This is a genomic window from Rubellimicrobium aerolatum (assembly GCF_017872975.1).
Classification (GTDB): domain Bacteria; phylum Pseudomonadota; class Alphaproteobacteria; order Rhodobacterales; family Rhodobacteraceae; genus Rubellimicrobium; species Rubellimicrobium aerolatum.
This window is the reverse complement of the sequence record NZ_JAGGJP010000012.1, coordinates 74,014-89,436: the sequence shown is the minus strand read 5'-3', so window position 1 is coordinate 89,436 and position 15,423 is coordinate 74,014. Positions and strand designations below refer to the sequence as shown.

General features: G+C 72.7%; 9 protein-coding genes. 3 read left to right on the top strand and 6 right to left on the bottom strand.

Annotation, left to right across the window (positions count from 1 at the left end; all coding sequences use genetic code 11):
- Window positions 1–71: 71 nt before the first annotated feature.
- Together tolQ and J2Z33_RS13460 are read right to left on the bottom strand one after the other, a co-directional pair.
- Window positions 72–824: a protein TolQ gene (gene tolQ, locus J2Z33_RS13465; RefSeq protein ID WP_209841903.1), complete on the bottom strand. Its 753-nt coding sequence runs from the start codon at window positions 822–824 to the stop codon at window positions 72–74.
- Between the two features lie 10 nt (window positions 825–834).
- The gene (locus tag J2Z33_RS13460; protein ID WP_209841901.1) at window positions 835–1,344 is read right to left on the bottom strand and encodes a hypothetical protein; all 510 of its coding nucleotides are present in this window, start codon (window positions 1,342–1,344) and stop codon (window positions 835–837) included.
- A 289-nt stretch (window positions 1,345–1,633) separates the two neighbouring features.
- Between J2Z33_RS13460 and J2Z33_RS18745 the strand changes: the two genes are divergently transcribed.
- The 3 genes from J2Z33_RS18745 to J2Z33_RS13445 all read left to right on the top strand — a co-directional run bounded on the left by J2Z33_RS18745 (window position 1,634) and on the right by J2Z33_RS13445 (window position 6,629).
- Window positions 1,634–2,485 carry a helix-turn-helix domain-containing protein gene (locus tag J2Z33_RS18745; RefSeq protein ID WP_209841899.1) on the top strand — a complete coding sequence of 284 codons (852 nt, stop codon included), beginning with the start codon at window positions 1,634–1,636 and terminating at the stop codon, window positions 2,483–2,485.
- A 139-nt stretch (window positions 2,486–2,624) separates the two neighbouring features.
- The gene (locus J2Z33_RS13450) at window positions 2,625–4,787 is read left to right on the top strand and encodes a TonB-dependent siderophore receptor (protein WP_209841897.1); all 2,163 of its coding nucleotides are present in this window, start codon (window positions 2,625–2,627) and stop codon (window positions 4,785–4,787) included.
- 138 nt (window positions 4,788–4,925) lie between these two features.
- A complete protein-coding gene (locus J2Z33_RS13445; RefSeq protein WP_209841895.1) occupies window positions 4,926–6,629 on the top strand; it encodes an ABC transporter ATP-binding protein in 1,704 nt (567 codons plus the stop codon).
- 22 nt (window positions 6,630–6,651) lie between these two features.
- Here J2Z33_RS13445 and J2Z33_RS13440 read toward each other — a convergent pair whose 3' ends face one another.
- The 4 genes from J2Z33_RS13440 to J2Z33_RS13425 form a co-directional block, all read right to left on the bottom strand.
- Complete coding sequence (locus tag J2Z33_RS13440; protein ID WP_209841893.1) at window positions 6,652–11,313, bottom strand: N,N-dimethylformamidase beta subunit family domain-containing protein; 4,662 nt, start codon at window positions 11,311–11,313, stop codon at window positions 6,652–6,654.
- A 61-nt stretch (window positions 11,314–11,374) separates the two neighbouring features.
- Window positions 11,375–12,574 (bottom strand): GTP-binding protein, encoded by a 1,200-nt coding sequence (locus J2Z33_RS13435; protein ID WP_209841891.1) that lies wholly within the window; start codon window positions 12,572–12,574, stop codon window positions 11,375–11,377.
- Window positions 12,575–12,803: 229 nt separating this feature from the next.
- Window positions 12,804–13,535 (bottom strand): aquaporin Z, encoded by a 732-nt coding sequence (aqpZ, locus tag J2Z33_RS13430; RefSeq protein ID WP_209841889.1) that lies wholly within the window; start codon window positions 13,533–13,535, stop codon window positions 12,804–12,806.
- Between the two features lie 156 nt (window positions 13,536–13,691).
- Entirely contained in the window at window positions 13,692–15,395 is a 1,704-nt protein-coding gene (locus tag J2Z33_RS13425; protein WP_209841888.1) for an alkaline phosphatase, read from the bottom strand.
- Window positions 15,396–15,423 lie beyond the last annotated feature (28 nt).

Genomic DNA, 15,423 nt, shown 5'->3' with positions numbered 1-15,423 from the left:
GGCCCCGCCGCCCGCGCCGCCCGGCCCCGCCGCCCGCGCCCCCGATGCTCGCGCCCATCGCCCCCGCCCCCTCAGGCCGCCGCGCCGGGCGTGGCGGCCCCCGCCGCCCCCGCCTGGGTGCCCGCCTGGGTGCCCGCCTGGGTGGCCATCTGGGCGGCCGTCTGGCGCGACAGGATGGTGGCGAACTCGTCGGCGAAGGCCTCGTAGCCCCCCACCACCCGCTCGGCGTCCGTGCTCAGCTTGTTGTAGAACACCACCGCCGGGATCGCCGCCAGCAGCCCCAGCCCCGTCGCCAGCAGCGCCTCGGCGATGCCCGGCGCCACCACGGCGAGGTTGGTGTTCTGGCTCTCGGCGATGCCGATGAAGCTGTTCATGATCCCCCACACGGTCCCGAACAGCCCCACGAAGGGCGCCGTCGCCCCCACGGTCGCCAGCACCCCCAAGCCCCGCGTCAGCGCCTCGCCCTCCTTGGCGATCGCCACGTCCATCACCCGCTCGATGCGCGCCTGCGCCCCCGCGATCAGCCCGCCCCCCGCGTCGTGGGAGCGCCGCCACTCGCCCATGCCGGCCGCGAACACCCGCTGGCTGCGCCCCCGCGGCGCAGGCCCGATCTGCTCGTACAACCCGTCCAACGGCTCGCCCGACCAGAAGGCCCGGTCGAACACCCGAGCCTCCGCCCGCGCCGCCCGCAGCTGCACCAGCTTGTCCACGATCACCGCCCAGCACCACACCGAAGCCCCCACCAGCCCCAGCATGATGAGCTTCACCCCCCAGGTCGCATGCGCGAACAACCCCCACATGCCATAGTCGGTCGCTGGTTCCATGGGTCGCTCCTCAGCCGATCAGCTCGATGGCGGTGCGGCTCGTCAGCGCGAGCCCCGACTGGCAGGCCCTGGCCTCGACCCCGGTCCCCTCGCAGGAGGCCACCCCGTTGACGAGCACCTGCCCGATCCCCTCGCACGAGGTCCCCGCGAGGTCGAACTGCCGGACGCGCGGGCGGCCCTGGGGCAGGTCGCCGAAGTCGAACAGCGTCACCTGCCGCACCCGTCCGTCCGCCCCCAGCACCGCCGTCTCCAGCGACAGCGCCGCGAGATCGGTGCCCAGGCCGTTCTCGACCAGGAAGGTCAGGCGGCAGCCCCCGTCCGAGGCGGCGGCGTCGTTCAGCTCCAGCGACAGCGCGGGCGTGGGCGCGGCGGCGGGCGGCGCGGCGTCCTGCGCCACGGCCGCGACGGGGATCAGCAGGGCGGCCGACAGGGCCAGGGCGGGACGGGTCGGGATGGAATGGGTCGGGATGGGTCGGGACGGGTCGGGTCTGGACGGGTCGGGTCGGGACGGGTCGGGCATGGGTCGCGGGCCTCGCTCGGGCAGAAGGGTCACGATCCGGGCATGGCTGGCGTCGGGCTGGCCGGATCCTGGGGAACCCGCCACCGGCCCGGGGCCGGCGGAGGGGCCGAGGCCCGGCCCCGAGGGGGACCGGACTCGACGTCGCTGCCGGGCTATGCTACCCGACAGAAATCGTCAAGTATCCCCGCCCGACGATCGGACGGGGATCGCGGCGACCCGCAGGCGGCCGGCCGCGCGACCCGGGCCACCCCCTCCCCTTGCGGCGCAATCCGTCCGGCCCGGAGGCTTCATGGCGTTCCGACCCAACATGACCGCCGTCCTCGACGGCATCCGCCCGGTCGCCGCGCTGCGCTGGCGGGCGTGGAGCGGCGCGGTCGCCGACCTTTGGGAGGCCGCCGGCGAGCCCGGCGGCGGCGGCCACTACGTCTCGCCCGATCCCCGGCTGGTCGTGTTCCTGGGCGAGGGCCCGTCGCCCGTCGGCCTGTCCGACCGCCCCGGGGGGCCGGCGGCCGGCAAGGTCGCCTTCATCCCCGCCGGCCAGCCGATCTGGAGCCGCGTGGCCGCCGATCGCCCCTTCCGCCATCTCGACCTTCACCTCGCCAACGCGCCGCTGCGCGAGCGGCTGGAAGGGCGCGCGGCGCTCGACCGGCCGGTGCTGCTCGACGCGCATCCGGGGGTGGAACGGCTGGCCGCGCTGCTGGCGCGGGAGGTGGCGGGGCCTGGGGGCGACGACCTCGTGGCCGAGGGTCTCGCCACCGCGATGCTGGGCCTGATCCTGCGCCCCGCGCCCACGCGGCCCCGGCCGGCGGGCGGCCTCTCGCCCGCGCAGATCCGCCGGGTGACCGACCTGATGCGCGCCGGGATGCACCGCCGCCTGAGCGTGGCCGAGCTGGCCGCCGCCGCCGGCCTGTCGGAAAGCTGGTTCGCCCATGCCTTCCGGCGCAGCGTGGGCGCCTCCCCGGCCCGCCACCTGACCCGGCTGCGGATCGAGGCGGCGCAGGCGATGCTGCGGACCGCTGCCACCCCCATCGGCGAGATCGCGGCGGCGACGGGATTCGCGGACCAGGCGCACCTGACCCGCGCCTTCCGCGAGGCCACCGGCACCACCCCGGCGGCCTGGCGCCGGGCCGCGCTCGACTGACGTTTCCAGCAGGCTCCTGCAAGACACGACAGGATCGTTCAAGACCAGGGTAGAAATCCGACATAAACGCTCGGAAAACAGCAGGCCGCGCCGGGGCTCCCGGTCCGCGCGGCCGTTCCCCGATGGAAGGACCACCCCGATGACACGCAGACCCCGCCTCGCGCAGCTCCTGGGCCGCACCGCGCTCGTTGCGCTCCTCCCCGCCCTCGCGGCGGCGCAGGAAGCCACGCCCCCGGCCGGGACGGTGGACCTGGGCGCGATCACCTTCTCGGTGCTGGGCGCGGACCCGGTGGGCGACCGGGCGAACCCCTTCACCCTGACCGGCGTCAAGACCCCGACGCCGATCACCGAGGTGCCCCAGTCCGTCAGCGTCGTCAGCGCCGAGCAGGTCGCCGCCACCAACGCCGCCAAGGTGGACGAGGCGCTGGCCTACACCGCCGGCGTGCAGGCCGCGCCCTACGCCTACGACAGCGACACCAACTGGATCTTCTCGCGCGGGTTCGACGCCACCGCGACCGGGGTCTTCCTCGACGGGCTCCAGCTTTATTCCTACGCCTTCGGCGGCTTCTACATCGACCCGTTCCTCCTCGAACGGATCGAGGTGCTCCGCGGCCCCTCCTCCATGCTCTACGGCGCGTCCAACCCCGGCGGCGTGGTGAACTACGTCAGCCGCCTGCCGGGCGGCGAGCCGGGCGCGCTGGCCGAGCTGGGGTCCGACACGCAGGGCCGCATCTGGGGCAGCTACGACCAGGGCGGCACCACGTCCGGCGGGCTCGCCTACCGCTTCGGGGCCAAGCTCCAGCGGGTGGACGGCCACGGCGCCTTCGAGGACGGGCTGGAGGGCGTCGTCACCGGCGGCGTCGCCAAGACCTTCGCCAACGGCGGCACCCTGACGCTGACCGCCAGCTATACCGGCATGGACGAGGATCACGTCGGCGGCGCGTGGCTGCCCTACACCGGCACCGTCGAGCCCACGACCTTCGGCACCTTCGACGAATACTTCAACACCGGCGAGCCGGGCTATGACTCCTACGTCCGCAACCAATGGCTGCTGACCGGCATCTACCGGCAGGACATCGGCGCGTGGCGGCTGACCAACACCACCCGCCTCGCCCGCGCCCATGTCGAGGAAAGCTCGGTCTACGCCTACGGCTACGCCGGCTTCACGCTCGTGCCGCAGGACGAGGCCGCCACGCTGGCGCGCATCTACTTCCAGCACGACACCACGGCGACCAGCCTGAACAACGACCTCCGGCTTGAACGCACCCTCGCCACCGGCCCGCTGGAGCACCAACTCCTGTTCGGGCTCGACGCCAAGCGCTACAAGCTCGACCAGGTGCAAGCCTCGGTTGCTTGGCCGGACGCGGCGACCGGCCTCTCGGCCGCCGATCCCGTCTACGGCGCGGCCCAGCCCGACACGACGCCCTACATCGACCAGGAGCTGACGCAGACCGGCCTCGGCCTCTACGCGCAGGACCAGGTCCGCTGGGGCAACGGCTGGATCGCCACGCTGAACGGCCGCTACGACGTCGTGCACACCGAGGCCGGCACCAACGAGGCCACCGGCACAGCCGGCGTGGACCGCGAGGACGGCGAGTTCTCGTGGCGCGTCGGCCTGGCGAAGGAGATCGGCGGCGTGGTGCCCTACGTCACCGCCGGCACCTACTTCAACCCGCAGGTCGTCAACGACCCCGCCGGCGACGAGGTGGAGCCCGAGACCGGGCGTCAGGTCGAGGCCGGCGTGAAGTGGTCCCCGAACGAGCGGACCCTCCTCACCTTCGCCGCCTTCGAGACCACGCGCGAGAACATCAGCCAGACCCGGTGGAACGGCACCGGCTACGACTACTTCCAACTGGGCGAGGTCCGCTCGCGCGGGGTGGAGCTGGAGGCGCAGGGCGAGATCGCCCAGGGCCTGAGCTACCGGGCCAGCGTGACCAAGCTGGACGTCGAGATCGTGGACGACATCGACGCGGCCATCGTCGGCAACACGCCCTATGTCGTGATCGAGGAGCAGGCCGCCCTGTCCGTCGCGTGGCAACCCGCCGCCGTGGAGGGCCTGACCGTCTCGGCCGGCGTGCGCCTGCTGGGCGAATCCTGGGTGGACAACGAGAACACCCTCAAGGTGCCGTCGAACACGCTCTACGACGCCGGCGTGTCCTACGACTTCGAGGGCGGCTGGACCGCCAGCCTCGACATCTCGAACCTCACGGACGAGGACTACATCAGCGCCTGCCAGTCCGCCTACTGGTGCTACCAGGGCGAGGGCCGCAACGTCAGCCTCGCCGTCCGCAAGAGCTTCTGAGCGGGGAGTCCGACCCTTGCGGAAGTCCGGGCGGCCCCAATGCCGCCCGAAGCCGGAGCCTCCCTCGGGCTCCGGCGCATCTGTTTCCAAGCCGCCCCATGCGATAGGACCGCCCTGCCGCCGCCAAGGACCGCCGCCATGCTCCGCCAGTTCGCCGCCTACTACCGCCCCTACCGGGGCCTCTTCTGGCTCGACTTCGGCTGCGCCGTCGCCTCGGGGCTGCTGGAGCTGGCCTTCCCGCTGGCGGTGCGCGGCTTCATCGACCACCTTCTGCCGCGCGGCGACCTCGCGCTCACGGTGCTGGCCGGGGGCGCGCTGCTGCTCGTCTACCTGCTGAACGCCGGGCTGATGGCGGTCGTCACCTACTGGGGCCACAAGCTCGGCATCGGCATCGAGACCGACATGCGCGCCCGCGCCTTCGACCACCTGCAACGCCTGTCCTGGCGCTGGTATGACAAGCAGCGCACCGGCCACCTCGTCGCCCGCGTGACGCGCGACCTGGAGGAGATCGGCGAGGTCGCCCACCACGGCCCCGAGGACCTGTTCATCGCCGTGATGACCTTCGCCGGGGCCTTCGCGCTGATGGCGGCGATCCACCCGACGCTCGCGCTCCTCACCCTCGCCATCGTGCCCGCGACCGTGGCGCTGGTCACCGTCTACGGCGGGCGCATGACCGACACCTGGCGGACGATCTTCGGGCGCTTGGGCGACTTCAACGTGCGGCTGGAGGAGGCCGTGGGCGGCATCCGCGTCGTGCAGTCCTTCGCCAACGAGGACCACGAGCGCGCGCTCTTCGCCCGCGACAACGCCCGTTACCGCGCCGCCAAGCTCGACGCCTATCGCACCATGGCGGTGTCCACCTCGCTCAACTACGTGGCGATGCGCGGAATCCAGGTCGTCGTGCTGGTCGCCGGGGCGTGGTTCGTGCTGGACGGCAGCCTGTCCACCGGCGGCTTCGTGGGCTTCGTGCTTCTGGCCGGCGTCTTCGTGCAGCCGCTCCAGAAGATCGCCGCCGTGATCGAGACCTATCCCAAGGGCATCGCCGGCTTCCGCCGCTACCTCGAACTCCTCGCCACCGAGCCCGACATCGCCGACGCGCCCCACGCGCGCCCCGCTCCGCCCCTGTCGGGCGCGGTGCGGTTCGAGGGCGTGGGCTTCGGCTACGACCCTGCGCGCCCGGTGCTGCGCGACCTCACCCTCGACGTGCGCCCCGGCGAGACGCTGGCGCTGGTCGGCCCCTCGGGCGCGGGCAAGACGACGGCGCTGGCGCTCCTGCCCCGCTTCTACGAGCCGGCGGCGGGGCGCATCACCGTGGACGGCATCGACCTGCGCGACCTGACGCTCGATTCGCTCCGCCGCCAGATCGGCATCGTCAGCCAGGACGTGTTCCTGTTCGGCGGCACCCTGCGCGAGAACATCGCCTATGGCCGCCTCGACGCCACCGAGGCCGAGATCCGCGCGAGCGCCGACCTCGCCCGCCTCGGGCCGCTGATCGACTCCCTGCCCCTGGGCCTCGACACGATCGTCGGAGAGCGGGGCGTCACCCTCTCGGGCGGGCAGAAGCAGCGCGTCGCCATCGCCCGCGTGTTCCTGCGGAACCCGCCCATCCTGATCCTCGACGAGGCGACCTCGGCGCTGGACACCGAGACCGAGCGCGAGATCCAGGCCGCGCTCGACCGGCTGGCCGAAGGGCGCACCACGCTCATCATCGCGCACCGCCTCGCGACCGTGCGCCACGCCGACCGCATCGCCGTGCTGGAGGGCGGGCGGCTGGCCGAGATCGGCAACCATGCCGAGCTGGCCGCGCGCGGCGGCCTCTACGCCCGGCTGGCCGCCGCCTGACGGCGACGGCCCTGCCCGGCCTTCAGAGGATGAAGTCGTCGGCGGTCAGCGCCAGGGCGCCGGTCAGCCGGATCTCCATGTCGACCCGCGTGTCGCCGTTCAGGTCCAGCGTGACCCGGGTCGGCGTGCCCGCCGTGCCGATGTCGTAGCGCAGTTGCCCCCCCAGCCCGAGCGTGAAGGCGGAGGTGCCGACGAACGTGAAGGCCTGGTTGCCCAGCACCAGCGAACTCGCGTCGAGGGCCGACAGGTCCATCCGGTCGCCGGCCGCCAGGGCGAAGTCGGCGATGGTGTCCAGCGTCGTCGTGCGGCTGTCCGCGGTCGTGAGGAAGACGAAGGTGTCGGCCCCGCCACCCCCCGCCAGCAGGTCCGCGCCCGCCCGCCCGGCGATGCGGTCGGCCCCCGCGCCGCCGGTGATCGTGTCGTTGCCCGATCCGCCGTCCACCAGGGCCAGACCCGACCAGCCCAGCGCCGACTGGCTCATCGTGTCGGCCCCCGCCGTGCCCAGCAGGGTCACGCCGCTGGCCGTGGCCGTCAGCGACTCGACGTTCGAAATCTTGGCGAATTGGAGCGACAGGGCCGCGGAAACGATCACCGAATCCGTCCCGACCCCCCCGTCGATGCTGTCCGCGCCGCCCGAGGCGCCGACCAGGAAGGTGTCGTCGCCCGCGCCGCCCGTGAGGATGTCCTCGCTCGTGCCGCCGTCGATCGTGTCGTTGCCGCCGCCGCCGCGGATCGTGTCCACGCCGGAGTTGCCCAGGATCGAATCCGCCCCCGCCGATCCGGCGAGGCTGTCGTTCCCCGAGCCGAGGTCGATGGAGCCGATCCCCGTCAGGACCGTGCCGGACAGGTCCACGACCTCGGCGGTCGAGTTGCCCAGCATCCGCACGCCGGCGAAGCCGTTGGCGGTGATCTCCTCGATCCCGGTGATCGCGGTGAACCGGATCACGGTGCCCGCCGCCGTGGCGCGCAGGATGTCCGCGCCCGCGCCGCCGTCGAACGAGTCGAGCCCCGGCGAGGCGCCCGTCACCTCGATGATGTCGTTGCCCGCGCCGGTCGAGAGGGCGTCGTTGCCCGCGCCCCCGTTCACGAGGTCGTTGCCCGCGCCCAGCGTGACGGTGTCGTTCCCCGCCAGCGCCTGCACGCTGTAGGATCGCCCGTCCGTCGCGGTGTAGGCGTCCGAGCCGTTCGTCAGGTTCACCGTCACCCGCGACCCCGTGGCCGCCGCCACGACGATCTGCAAGCTCGTGGAGGCGACCGAGCCGTCGGCCGAGGCCGCGCGCACGGTGATCTGCTGGGTTCCCGCCGCGAGGACGGCGCCGCTCGCCACGCTGACCACGCCCGTCGCGGCGTCGATGGCGAAGCGCCCGCCGGCGCTGTCGGTCAGGCTGTAGGTGACGGCGCTGGCCGTGGCGTCCGCGTCCGCCGCGCGGGCGGTGATCCCGGCCAGCGTCCCCGCCGCCGCGCCCTCCGTCACCTGGTTCGCCGCCGCGTTCGCGTCCGTGGGCGCGGTCACGTCGAACTCGTCCACGTCGCCCACCGCGACCGTGAACTGCCGGTCGAAGCTCAGGCCCGCCGCGTCCGTCACCCGCACGGTCACGTCGTGCGACGCCGCCGCCTCGCAGTCGAGCGACGCCCCCGCCGCCACGACCAGTTGGCTCCCGCTGATGGCGAAGCGCCCGCCCGCGGAATTCACGAGGCTGTAGGTCAGCGTGTCGCCCGCGTCGGGATCGGTGCCCGCCAGCGCGCCCACGGCCTGGCCCCCCGCCGCGTTCTCGGCCACCGCCGTCGCGCCCAGCGCCAGCGCGGTCGGCGACTCGTTGACGTTCGAGAGGAGGACGCTGATGGCCCGCGTCACCGGGGCCGATCGCCCGTCCGTCACGCCGACCGTCAGGTCATAGACGTTGTTCGCACCCACGTCGCCCGGCGCCTCGAAGTTCGGCGCGGCCACGAAGCTCAGCGCCCCCGTCGCCGCGTCGATCGCGAAGCGCGCCGCGTCCGCCCCGCCAGCGATGGCGTAGGTCAGCGCGTCGCCGTCCGCGTCCGAGGCCTGCACGGTCCAGACCGAGGCCCGGTTCTCGGGCGAGATGTAGGACTGCGCCGGCACGACCGGCGCGGTGTTGGCGACGTTGCTGCTGGCGGGCGCGAAGACCACGTCCACCCAGTAGTTGCTGCTCTGGTAGCTCTGGGTCGGCATCTGCGCGGCGGCGCCGTAGGAGTAGACGCCCGCGTTCCCCTCGGGCGCCCGGACGACGCCCCACAGGTCGCCGAACGCCCCGTCGTCGCGGCCGTCGAAGCCCACCTCGTTCGCCGCCGCGAAGAAGCCGTTCGTGGACACGTAGTTGTTGGCGGTCTGGTAGGACACGACATAGGTCTGCCCCGCCACCAGCGTCACCGGCGTGGAGAGCGTCGCCGTCTGCCACCCGGACTGCCCGGCCGTGGAGGTGAAGGTCACCGTCCCCAGCAGCGTGCCGTTGCCGTTCCACAGATGGCCCGCGCGCACGTCGGTATCGCCCGCGTCGCCCGCGGCCCGCCAGTAGCGCAGGGCCTCGACGGCGCCGGTCTCGCTGACGCTGAACCGCATCCCCAGGTTGACCGCCGAATTGTCGTTGTAGCTGATCGCGTTGGTGGCCGCGTCCCCGTCGAAGAGCGTGACATCGGCGGGCTTGGGCGGCGGCGTGACCGTGACGGTCGCCGTGTCGGGGGTGGCGTTCCAGGTGTTCAGGCTGTCGTCGATCGCCCGCGCCCGGATCGCGTAGGTGCCCGTCGCCGCCGGCTTCCAGTCATAGCTCCAGGTGTCCCAGCCGTCCGTCGTCTTGGCCACGCGCCAGGTCGCGCCGCCGTCCACCGACACCTCGACCACCGCCACCACGCCGTCCGCCGTCGCCGCCACCCCATCGATGTCCGTGGCCGTGCCGCGGATCGTCACCGTGGAGCCCTGCACGACGCTGGCCGGCAGCCCGACGATGTCGGCCTCCGCCGCCGTGACGTCCGTCGAGGCCGAGGCCCGCGCCAGCCCGCTCGACGCCAGGACCGCGTCGGTGACGGCGGGCTGGATGCCCATGTCGGCGAACAGGTTCAGCATCATCTGCTGGATCTGCACGTTCTCGATGTTCGCCCCGTAGGGCGAGCTGTCGTGCACGTTGCTCAGCGCCCAGGACCAGAACACCGTGCCCGCCCCGAAGACCAGCGCCCCGCTCTCGGCCCGGTACAGCGACACCGTGTGCGTCGCCGTGCCCGCCTGGGTCCGGTTGCCCTGGTCCACCAGGATCTGGCTCCAGGCCAGCGTCGTCTCGGACAGCTTCACGAGGCCAGCCGGGCGGTTCTCGTCATCGGGCGAGACGTTCCATTCGTAGCCGATGATCCCGGGGGCGAGGTCCACCGCCCCGGTGTCCGCGACCGAGGTGCCCCGCCAGATCCGCAGGCCCGCGTAGCTCTCGGGCACGTCGAGCGCGCCGCCGAACTGGCCCGTGCCGTCCGGCCCGAAGAGCTGGCCGGTCAGCATCTGCTCGATGCACTGGCAGGTGTGCACGAGCCCGGTGATCGGGTCCACGATCTCGCCGCCGGCGTTCGAGTTGCCGTTCGCGTCCACCGAGTCGTGGAACCGCGTGTCCCGCCACGTCCCCGTCCAGATGTCGGTGGGGTCGAGGTCGGCGTAGTCCTCGGGCGCGGCGTTGGGGTCGTAGTTCGCGAAGGTCTCCTTGTAGCAGACCAGCGTCCGGTATTCCGTCCCGTCGGCGCTGATCGAGGTCTCCCAGCGGGTCTTCCAGTAGACCTCGTTCCCCGACCAGAACAGCAGGTTCACCCCCGCGTCCCGCGCCGCCTCCACGTTCTCGCGCTGCCCGCCCGACCAGTATTCGTCATGGCCGACCGAGATGAAGGCCTTGTAGTTCTGGAGGTAGTCCGCCCCGAGCCGGTCGGTGTCCACGCCCGAGATGTAGGACACGTCGTAGCCGTTCTCCTCCAGCCACGAGATCGCGGCGTAGTCGGCGCCGAACAGGTAGTCCTGCGGCCCCGACACCGTGCTCGTGCCGTCCCGCGTGATGAACGGGCGGTTGTAGCTGACCGCGTAGGCGCGATCGAGCGCGTTCGGGCCGGCGGTGGGGATGACGGGATGGACGACCGTGTCGGTCGGGTCGCCATACAGGTTCGCGCCGACCTGCCCGTTGTTCCCCGCCCAGCCGTTGTAGGCCTGCCAGGTCGTGTCCGAGGTCTGGAGCACGATGTCCGCCGCCACCCCGTCGTTCCGCACGACGAAGGGGATCTGGTTCACCGCCCCCGCGATGGGGTTGCCGCTCGCGTCGAGCCGCTGCACCCGCGCCAGATACACCCCCGACACCGCGTCGGCCGGGATGTCCCAGCTGTCCGTCACCGACCAGTTCCCCGCGTCCACCAGGGCGCGCGATTCGTCATAGAGCGCTTGGGCCTGCACGGTGGCGTTTGTGTTGGTCCAGGACGCCACCTCCCGCGCCCCCGCTCCGCCATAGTAGCCGAGCCGGAAGACCTCGACTTGGTAGTCGCTCCCCGCGCCGCCGTTCACGTTGACGCTGAAGTCGATCTGGTTGCCGGCGTTCACGCTGAAGTCCCGCGCGAAGCCCTCGATCTGGGTGCTGTGCGGCACGTCCCAGTAGCTCTTGGGCGCGACCCCGTCCGTGCGGGCGTTCTCGGCGACGATGCGATTGCTCATGATGGCTCCTTAGCCGGCGTCGCGCCGGGCCTTGACGGGAACACGGAAGCGGCCGCCGCGCTCATGCGGCGGCCCGGAACGGGTCGGGAAGCCGGGCCACGGCCTCGGCGGTCAGTCGATGCGCGTCGGGGATCAGGCAGCGGTCGAGCGCGGCCTTCAGCCGCCGCTTGTCGATCCCGGTGCCGATGAAGACCAGTTCCTGCCGCCGGTCGCCGAAGGGCTCGGCCCATTGCGACCGCAGCCGGGCCAGCGCCGCCTCGTCCTTGGGCCAGAGGTGGCGCGGCATCGCCGCCCACCAGCGCCCGCCCCTTTGGATCGAGGTCAGCGCCCCCGCGAGGCTGAAGGTCAGCGCGACGCCGGGCAGGGTCGGCACCCAGAAGAACCCCTTGCCCCGGATCACGCCGCCCAGGTCGCCGGTCAGCAGGTCGTGGATGCGCTGCGGATGGAACGGCGCGCGCTCCCGGTAGACGAAGCTGTCGATGCCGTATTCCAAGTCCTCGGGCACGTGGTCGGCAAAGCCGTAAAGCTCCCGCACCCAGCGCGGGTTGCGCCGCGCCTGCTCGAAGTCGAAGAGCCCCGTCCCCAGCACCTCGCCCAGCGCCACGCGGCCGAAGTCCGTCTCCACCACGCGGGCGCTCGGGTTCAGGCCCCGGATGATCCGCCGCGCCGCCGCCAGCGCCTCGGGCGTCGCCGCCCCCACCTTGTTCAGCACCACCACGTCCGCGAACTCGATCTGATCGACCAGCAGCTCCACCAGCGCCCGCTGGTCGCCCGCGTCCCGCGTCTCGCCCCGGTCGCGCAGGAAGTCGCGGCTGTCGAAGTCGCGCAGCAGGTTCACGGCGTCCACCACCGTCACCATCGTGTCGAGCCGCGCCACGTCCCCCAGCGACCGCCCCGCCTCGTCGCGGAAATCGAAGGTCGCCGCCACCGGCATCGGCTCCGAGATGCCCGTGGACTCGATCAGCAGCGCGTCGAAGCGCCCTTCCTCGGCCAGCCGCCGCACCTCGGTCAGCAGGTCGTCGCGCAGCGTGCAGCAGATGCAGCCGTTGGTCATCTCGACCAGCGCCTCGTCCGTGTGGCTCAGCGCCGCGCCGCCCTCGCGCACGAGGTCGGCGTCGATGTTCACCTCGGACATGTCGTTGACGATGACCGCGACGCGCCGGCCGTCCCGGTTGTTGAGGACGTGGTTCAGGAGCGTGGTCTTGCCCGCGCCAAGGAAGCCGGAAAGCACGGTCACGGGCAGGCGGCGGTCGTCGGACATGGCGGCTCCGAGGGAATCTGCCGCAGGATGTCCACCTCGCCGCCCCGGATTCAATCGCCCCAGGTGACGTAGGGCCAGCCACACCCTGACCGAAAGGGGTAGGCGGCCGGACGAGGGCCCGGACCGGCCGCCCTCGCCCCGCCGTCCCCCAACGGCGACAGACCCGCGCCGGGGCCATCGGCGCGGGCCGATCGGACGGGTCCCGCGCGGGGGGCGGGCGCCCCCGGCCTCAGCCGGGGCTGCGGACCCCGCCCACCACCGGCTCGGCCGGCTCCAGGCTGATCCAGCGATACAGCGCGCCGCCCAGCGCCCCGCCCACCAGCGGCGCGACCCAGAACAGCCAGAGCTGCCCCAGCGCCCAGCCGCCCACGAACAGCGCCGGCCCCGTGCTCCGCGCCGGGTTGACCGAGGTGTTGGTCACGGGGATGGAGATGAGGTGGATCAGCGTCAGCCCAAGCCCGATGGCGATGGGCGCGAAGCCCACCGGCGCGCGCCCGTGCGTGGCCCCCATGATGATGAACAGGAACAGCATGGTCAGCACCACCTCGGCGAGGACGGCCGAGCCGAGGCCGTAGCCCCCGGGGCTATGCGCCCCATAGCCGTTCGCCGCGAAGCCCGAGGCCGCCGCGTCGAACCCCGCCGCGCCGTTCGCGATGAGATACAGCACCAGCGCCCCCAGGATCGCGCCCGCGACCTGCGCGACGACGTAGGGCAGGATCTGCGCCATTGGGAACCGCCCGCCCACCGCCAGCCCCACCGTCACGGCGGGGTTCAGGTGGCAGCCCGACACGTGCCCGATGGCGTAGGCCATGGTCAGCACCGTCAGCCCGAAGGCCAGCGACACGCCCAGGAGCCCGATCCCCACCTCCGGGACCCCCGCCGCCAGCACCGCCGAGCCGCACCCCCCGAAGGTCAACCAGAACGTGCCGATCAGCTCGGCCGCGTATTTCTGCGAATTCATGCCGCACCCCTTGCCACCACGACCGGGTCGCCCCCCGGTTGCAGGAACGATCTCACGGCTCCGCGATTCGGTAAAGAATGACCTTGACCCTGCGTCAGGACGGAACGCGACAGGGCCGGGACGGCATCGCCGCCCCGCCCCTTTGGCCCGCCGCGCTCAGCGCGGGGCGATGGCGTGGCTCATCACGTGGAAGATCTCGTTCTGCTCGATCGTCCCGGTCAGCAGGTGCGCCCAGGGCCCCGTCGCCCAGACCGCCACGTCCTCGCCCGAGTGCGTCTCCGACTCGAGGGGGATCAGCGCCTGCTGGAGATACTCCGGGTCGGTCGCCATCGCCTCGGTGATCTTCGCCCGCGCCAGCTCCGGGTGCGCCGAATCCGCCGCGTCGGCAAGGTCCGCCGCCGCCTCGGAGGGCGCGGGCGACGGCGCGACGGTCGTCGCCGTGGGCTGCGCGGGCGCCGCGACGGGCGCCGCGCCAGGAGCCGCGACGGGGGCCGCGCCAGGAGCCGCCTCGGCCGCCGGCGCCGCCTCGTGCTCGTGCTCATGCTCGACCAGGATCGAGCCCGGCCCGTTCAGGTAGCCCGCCACCGTGTAGGGCTGGCCGTCGTCCGCCGTCACCGGCTCGCCCGTGTGCGCCTCGCCGGCGATGTCGATGTCCATGCAAAGCCCGACCATCGACGACCCACGCCCGCAATAGCCGTTGAAGGCCAGCGCGTGCTCGTGGTCGGCGGTCACGATGATCAGCGTCTCGGCCGGGTCGGTCAGCTCCACCGCCCGCGCCACGGCCTGCGCGAAGGCCACGCCGTCCGTGACCGTGCGATACAGGTTCCCCGCGTGGTTGGCGTGGTCGATGCGGCCCGATTCGACCATCAGGTAATAGCCTTCGCCGTTGCCCTCCAGCGCCCCGATCGCCGCTTCCGTCATCTCGACCAGCGACGGCTCGTCCGCGCGGTCGGCCTCGTACATCATGTGGCTCGCCTCGAAGAGCCCGAGCACCGGCGCGTTGCCGCCCGCCGTCAGCGCGTCGAAGCTCTCCTGGTCCCAGGCATATTGCCCGCCCAGGGCCGTCAGCTCCGCCACGAGGTCGCGTCCATCGGCCCGCGCCCCCGCCTCGCCCTCGTCGTCGGTCGCGCCTTCGGGCAGGAAGTGCTCGCGCCCGCCGCCGAGCGCGAGGTCGATCTCGCCCGCCCGCATCGCGTCGAACAGCTGCACGGCGATGTCGGGCTGCGCGCAGTCCTCGGGGATCTCCGCGTCGCTCTCCCAGTCGCGGTTGACGGTGTGGGCGAACACCGCCGCCGGGGTGGCGTGGGTGATCCGCGCGGTGGACACGATGCCCACCGACTTGCCCCGCGCGGTCGCGATCTCCGAGAAGGTGGTGAGCTGGTTGGCCGGGTCCATGCCCGCCGCGCAGTCATCGACGGCCACGTTGTCCGCGACGCCGATCACGTCGTTCTTGGTCTTGACCCCGGTGTTCATCGCCGTCGCGGTCGGAGCCGAGTCCGGCGTCTGCCCGTTGGTCGAGTAGGTCTTCACGAGGCCCGCGTAGGGGAAGGCCTCGTAGGACAGCACGTGGTCGTCGCCAAGGCCCCCCTGTTGCTGCCCCTCGAACAGCCGGATCGCGTAGTTGGTGCCGATCCCCATGCCGTCGCCGACGAAGAGGATGACGTTGCGGGCGGTCCCGGTGTTGGGCGGGACGGCGGCGCGCGCCGCCACGGCGGCGGCCCCCCGCGCGAACCAGGCGTTGCCCGCCTGGGCGACTGCGGCGGAAGCCGCGTCTTGAACCCCAGCGGCGGGCGCCGCCTCCTGGGCGGTTACGGCCGTGCCGAGGAGCGCGGCGGCGATGGCGATGGCGGACGTCTTCATGATCCCTCCGGTCAGCGTGGTGGCGCGG

What these genes read in the sequence shown, in the direction of transcription:
- tolQ (WP_209841903.1), bottom strand. Translation starts at nt 824, where the DNA reads ATGGAACCAGCGACCGACTATGGCATGTGGGGGTTGTTCGCGCATGCG.
- J2Z33_RS13460 (WP_209841901.1), bottom strand. Translation starts at nt 1,344, where the DNA reads ATGCCCGACCCGTCCCGACCCGACCCGTCCAGACCCGACCCGTCCCGA.
- J2Z33_RS18745 (WP_209841899.1), top strand. Translation starts at nt 1,634, where the DNA reads ATGGCGTTCCGACCCAACATGACCGCCGTCCTCGACGGCATCCGCCCG.
- J2Z33_RS13450 (WP_209841897.1), top strand. Translation starts at nt 2,625, where the DNA reads ATGACACGCAGACCCCGCCTCGCGCAGCTCCTGGGCCGCACCGCGCTC.
- J2Z33_RS13445 (WP_209841895.1), top strand. Translation starts at nt 4,926, where the DNA reads ATGCTCCGCCAGTTCGCCGCCTACTACCGCCCCTACCGGGGCCTCTTC.
- J2Z33_RS13440 (WP_209841893.1), bottom strand. Translation starts at nt 11,313, where the DNA reads ATGAGCAATCGCATCGTCGCCGAGAACGCCCGCACGGACGGGGTCGCG.
- J2Z33_RS13435 (WP_209841891.1), bottom strand. Translation starts at nt 12,574, where the DNA reads ATGTCCGACGACCGCCGCCTGCCCGTGACCGTGCTTTCCGGCTTCCTT.
- aqpZ (WP_209841889.1), bottom strand. Translation starts at nt 13,535, where the DNA reads ATGAATTCGCAGAAATACGCGGCCGAGCTGATCGGCACGTTCTGGTTG.
- J2Z33_RS13425 (WP_209841888.1), bottom strand. Translation starts at nt 15,395, where the DNA reads ATGAAGACGTCCGCCATCGCCATCGCCGCCGCGCTCCTCGGCACGGCC.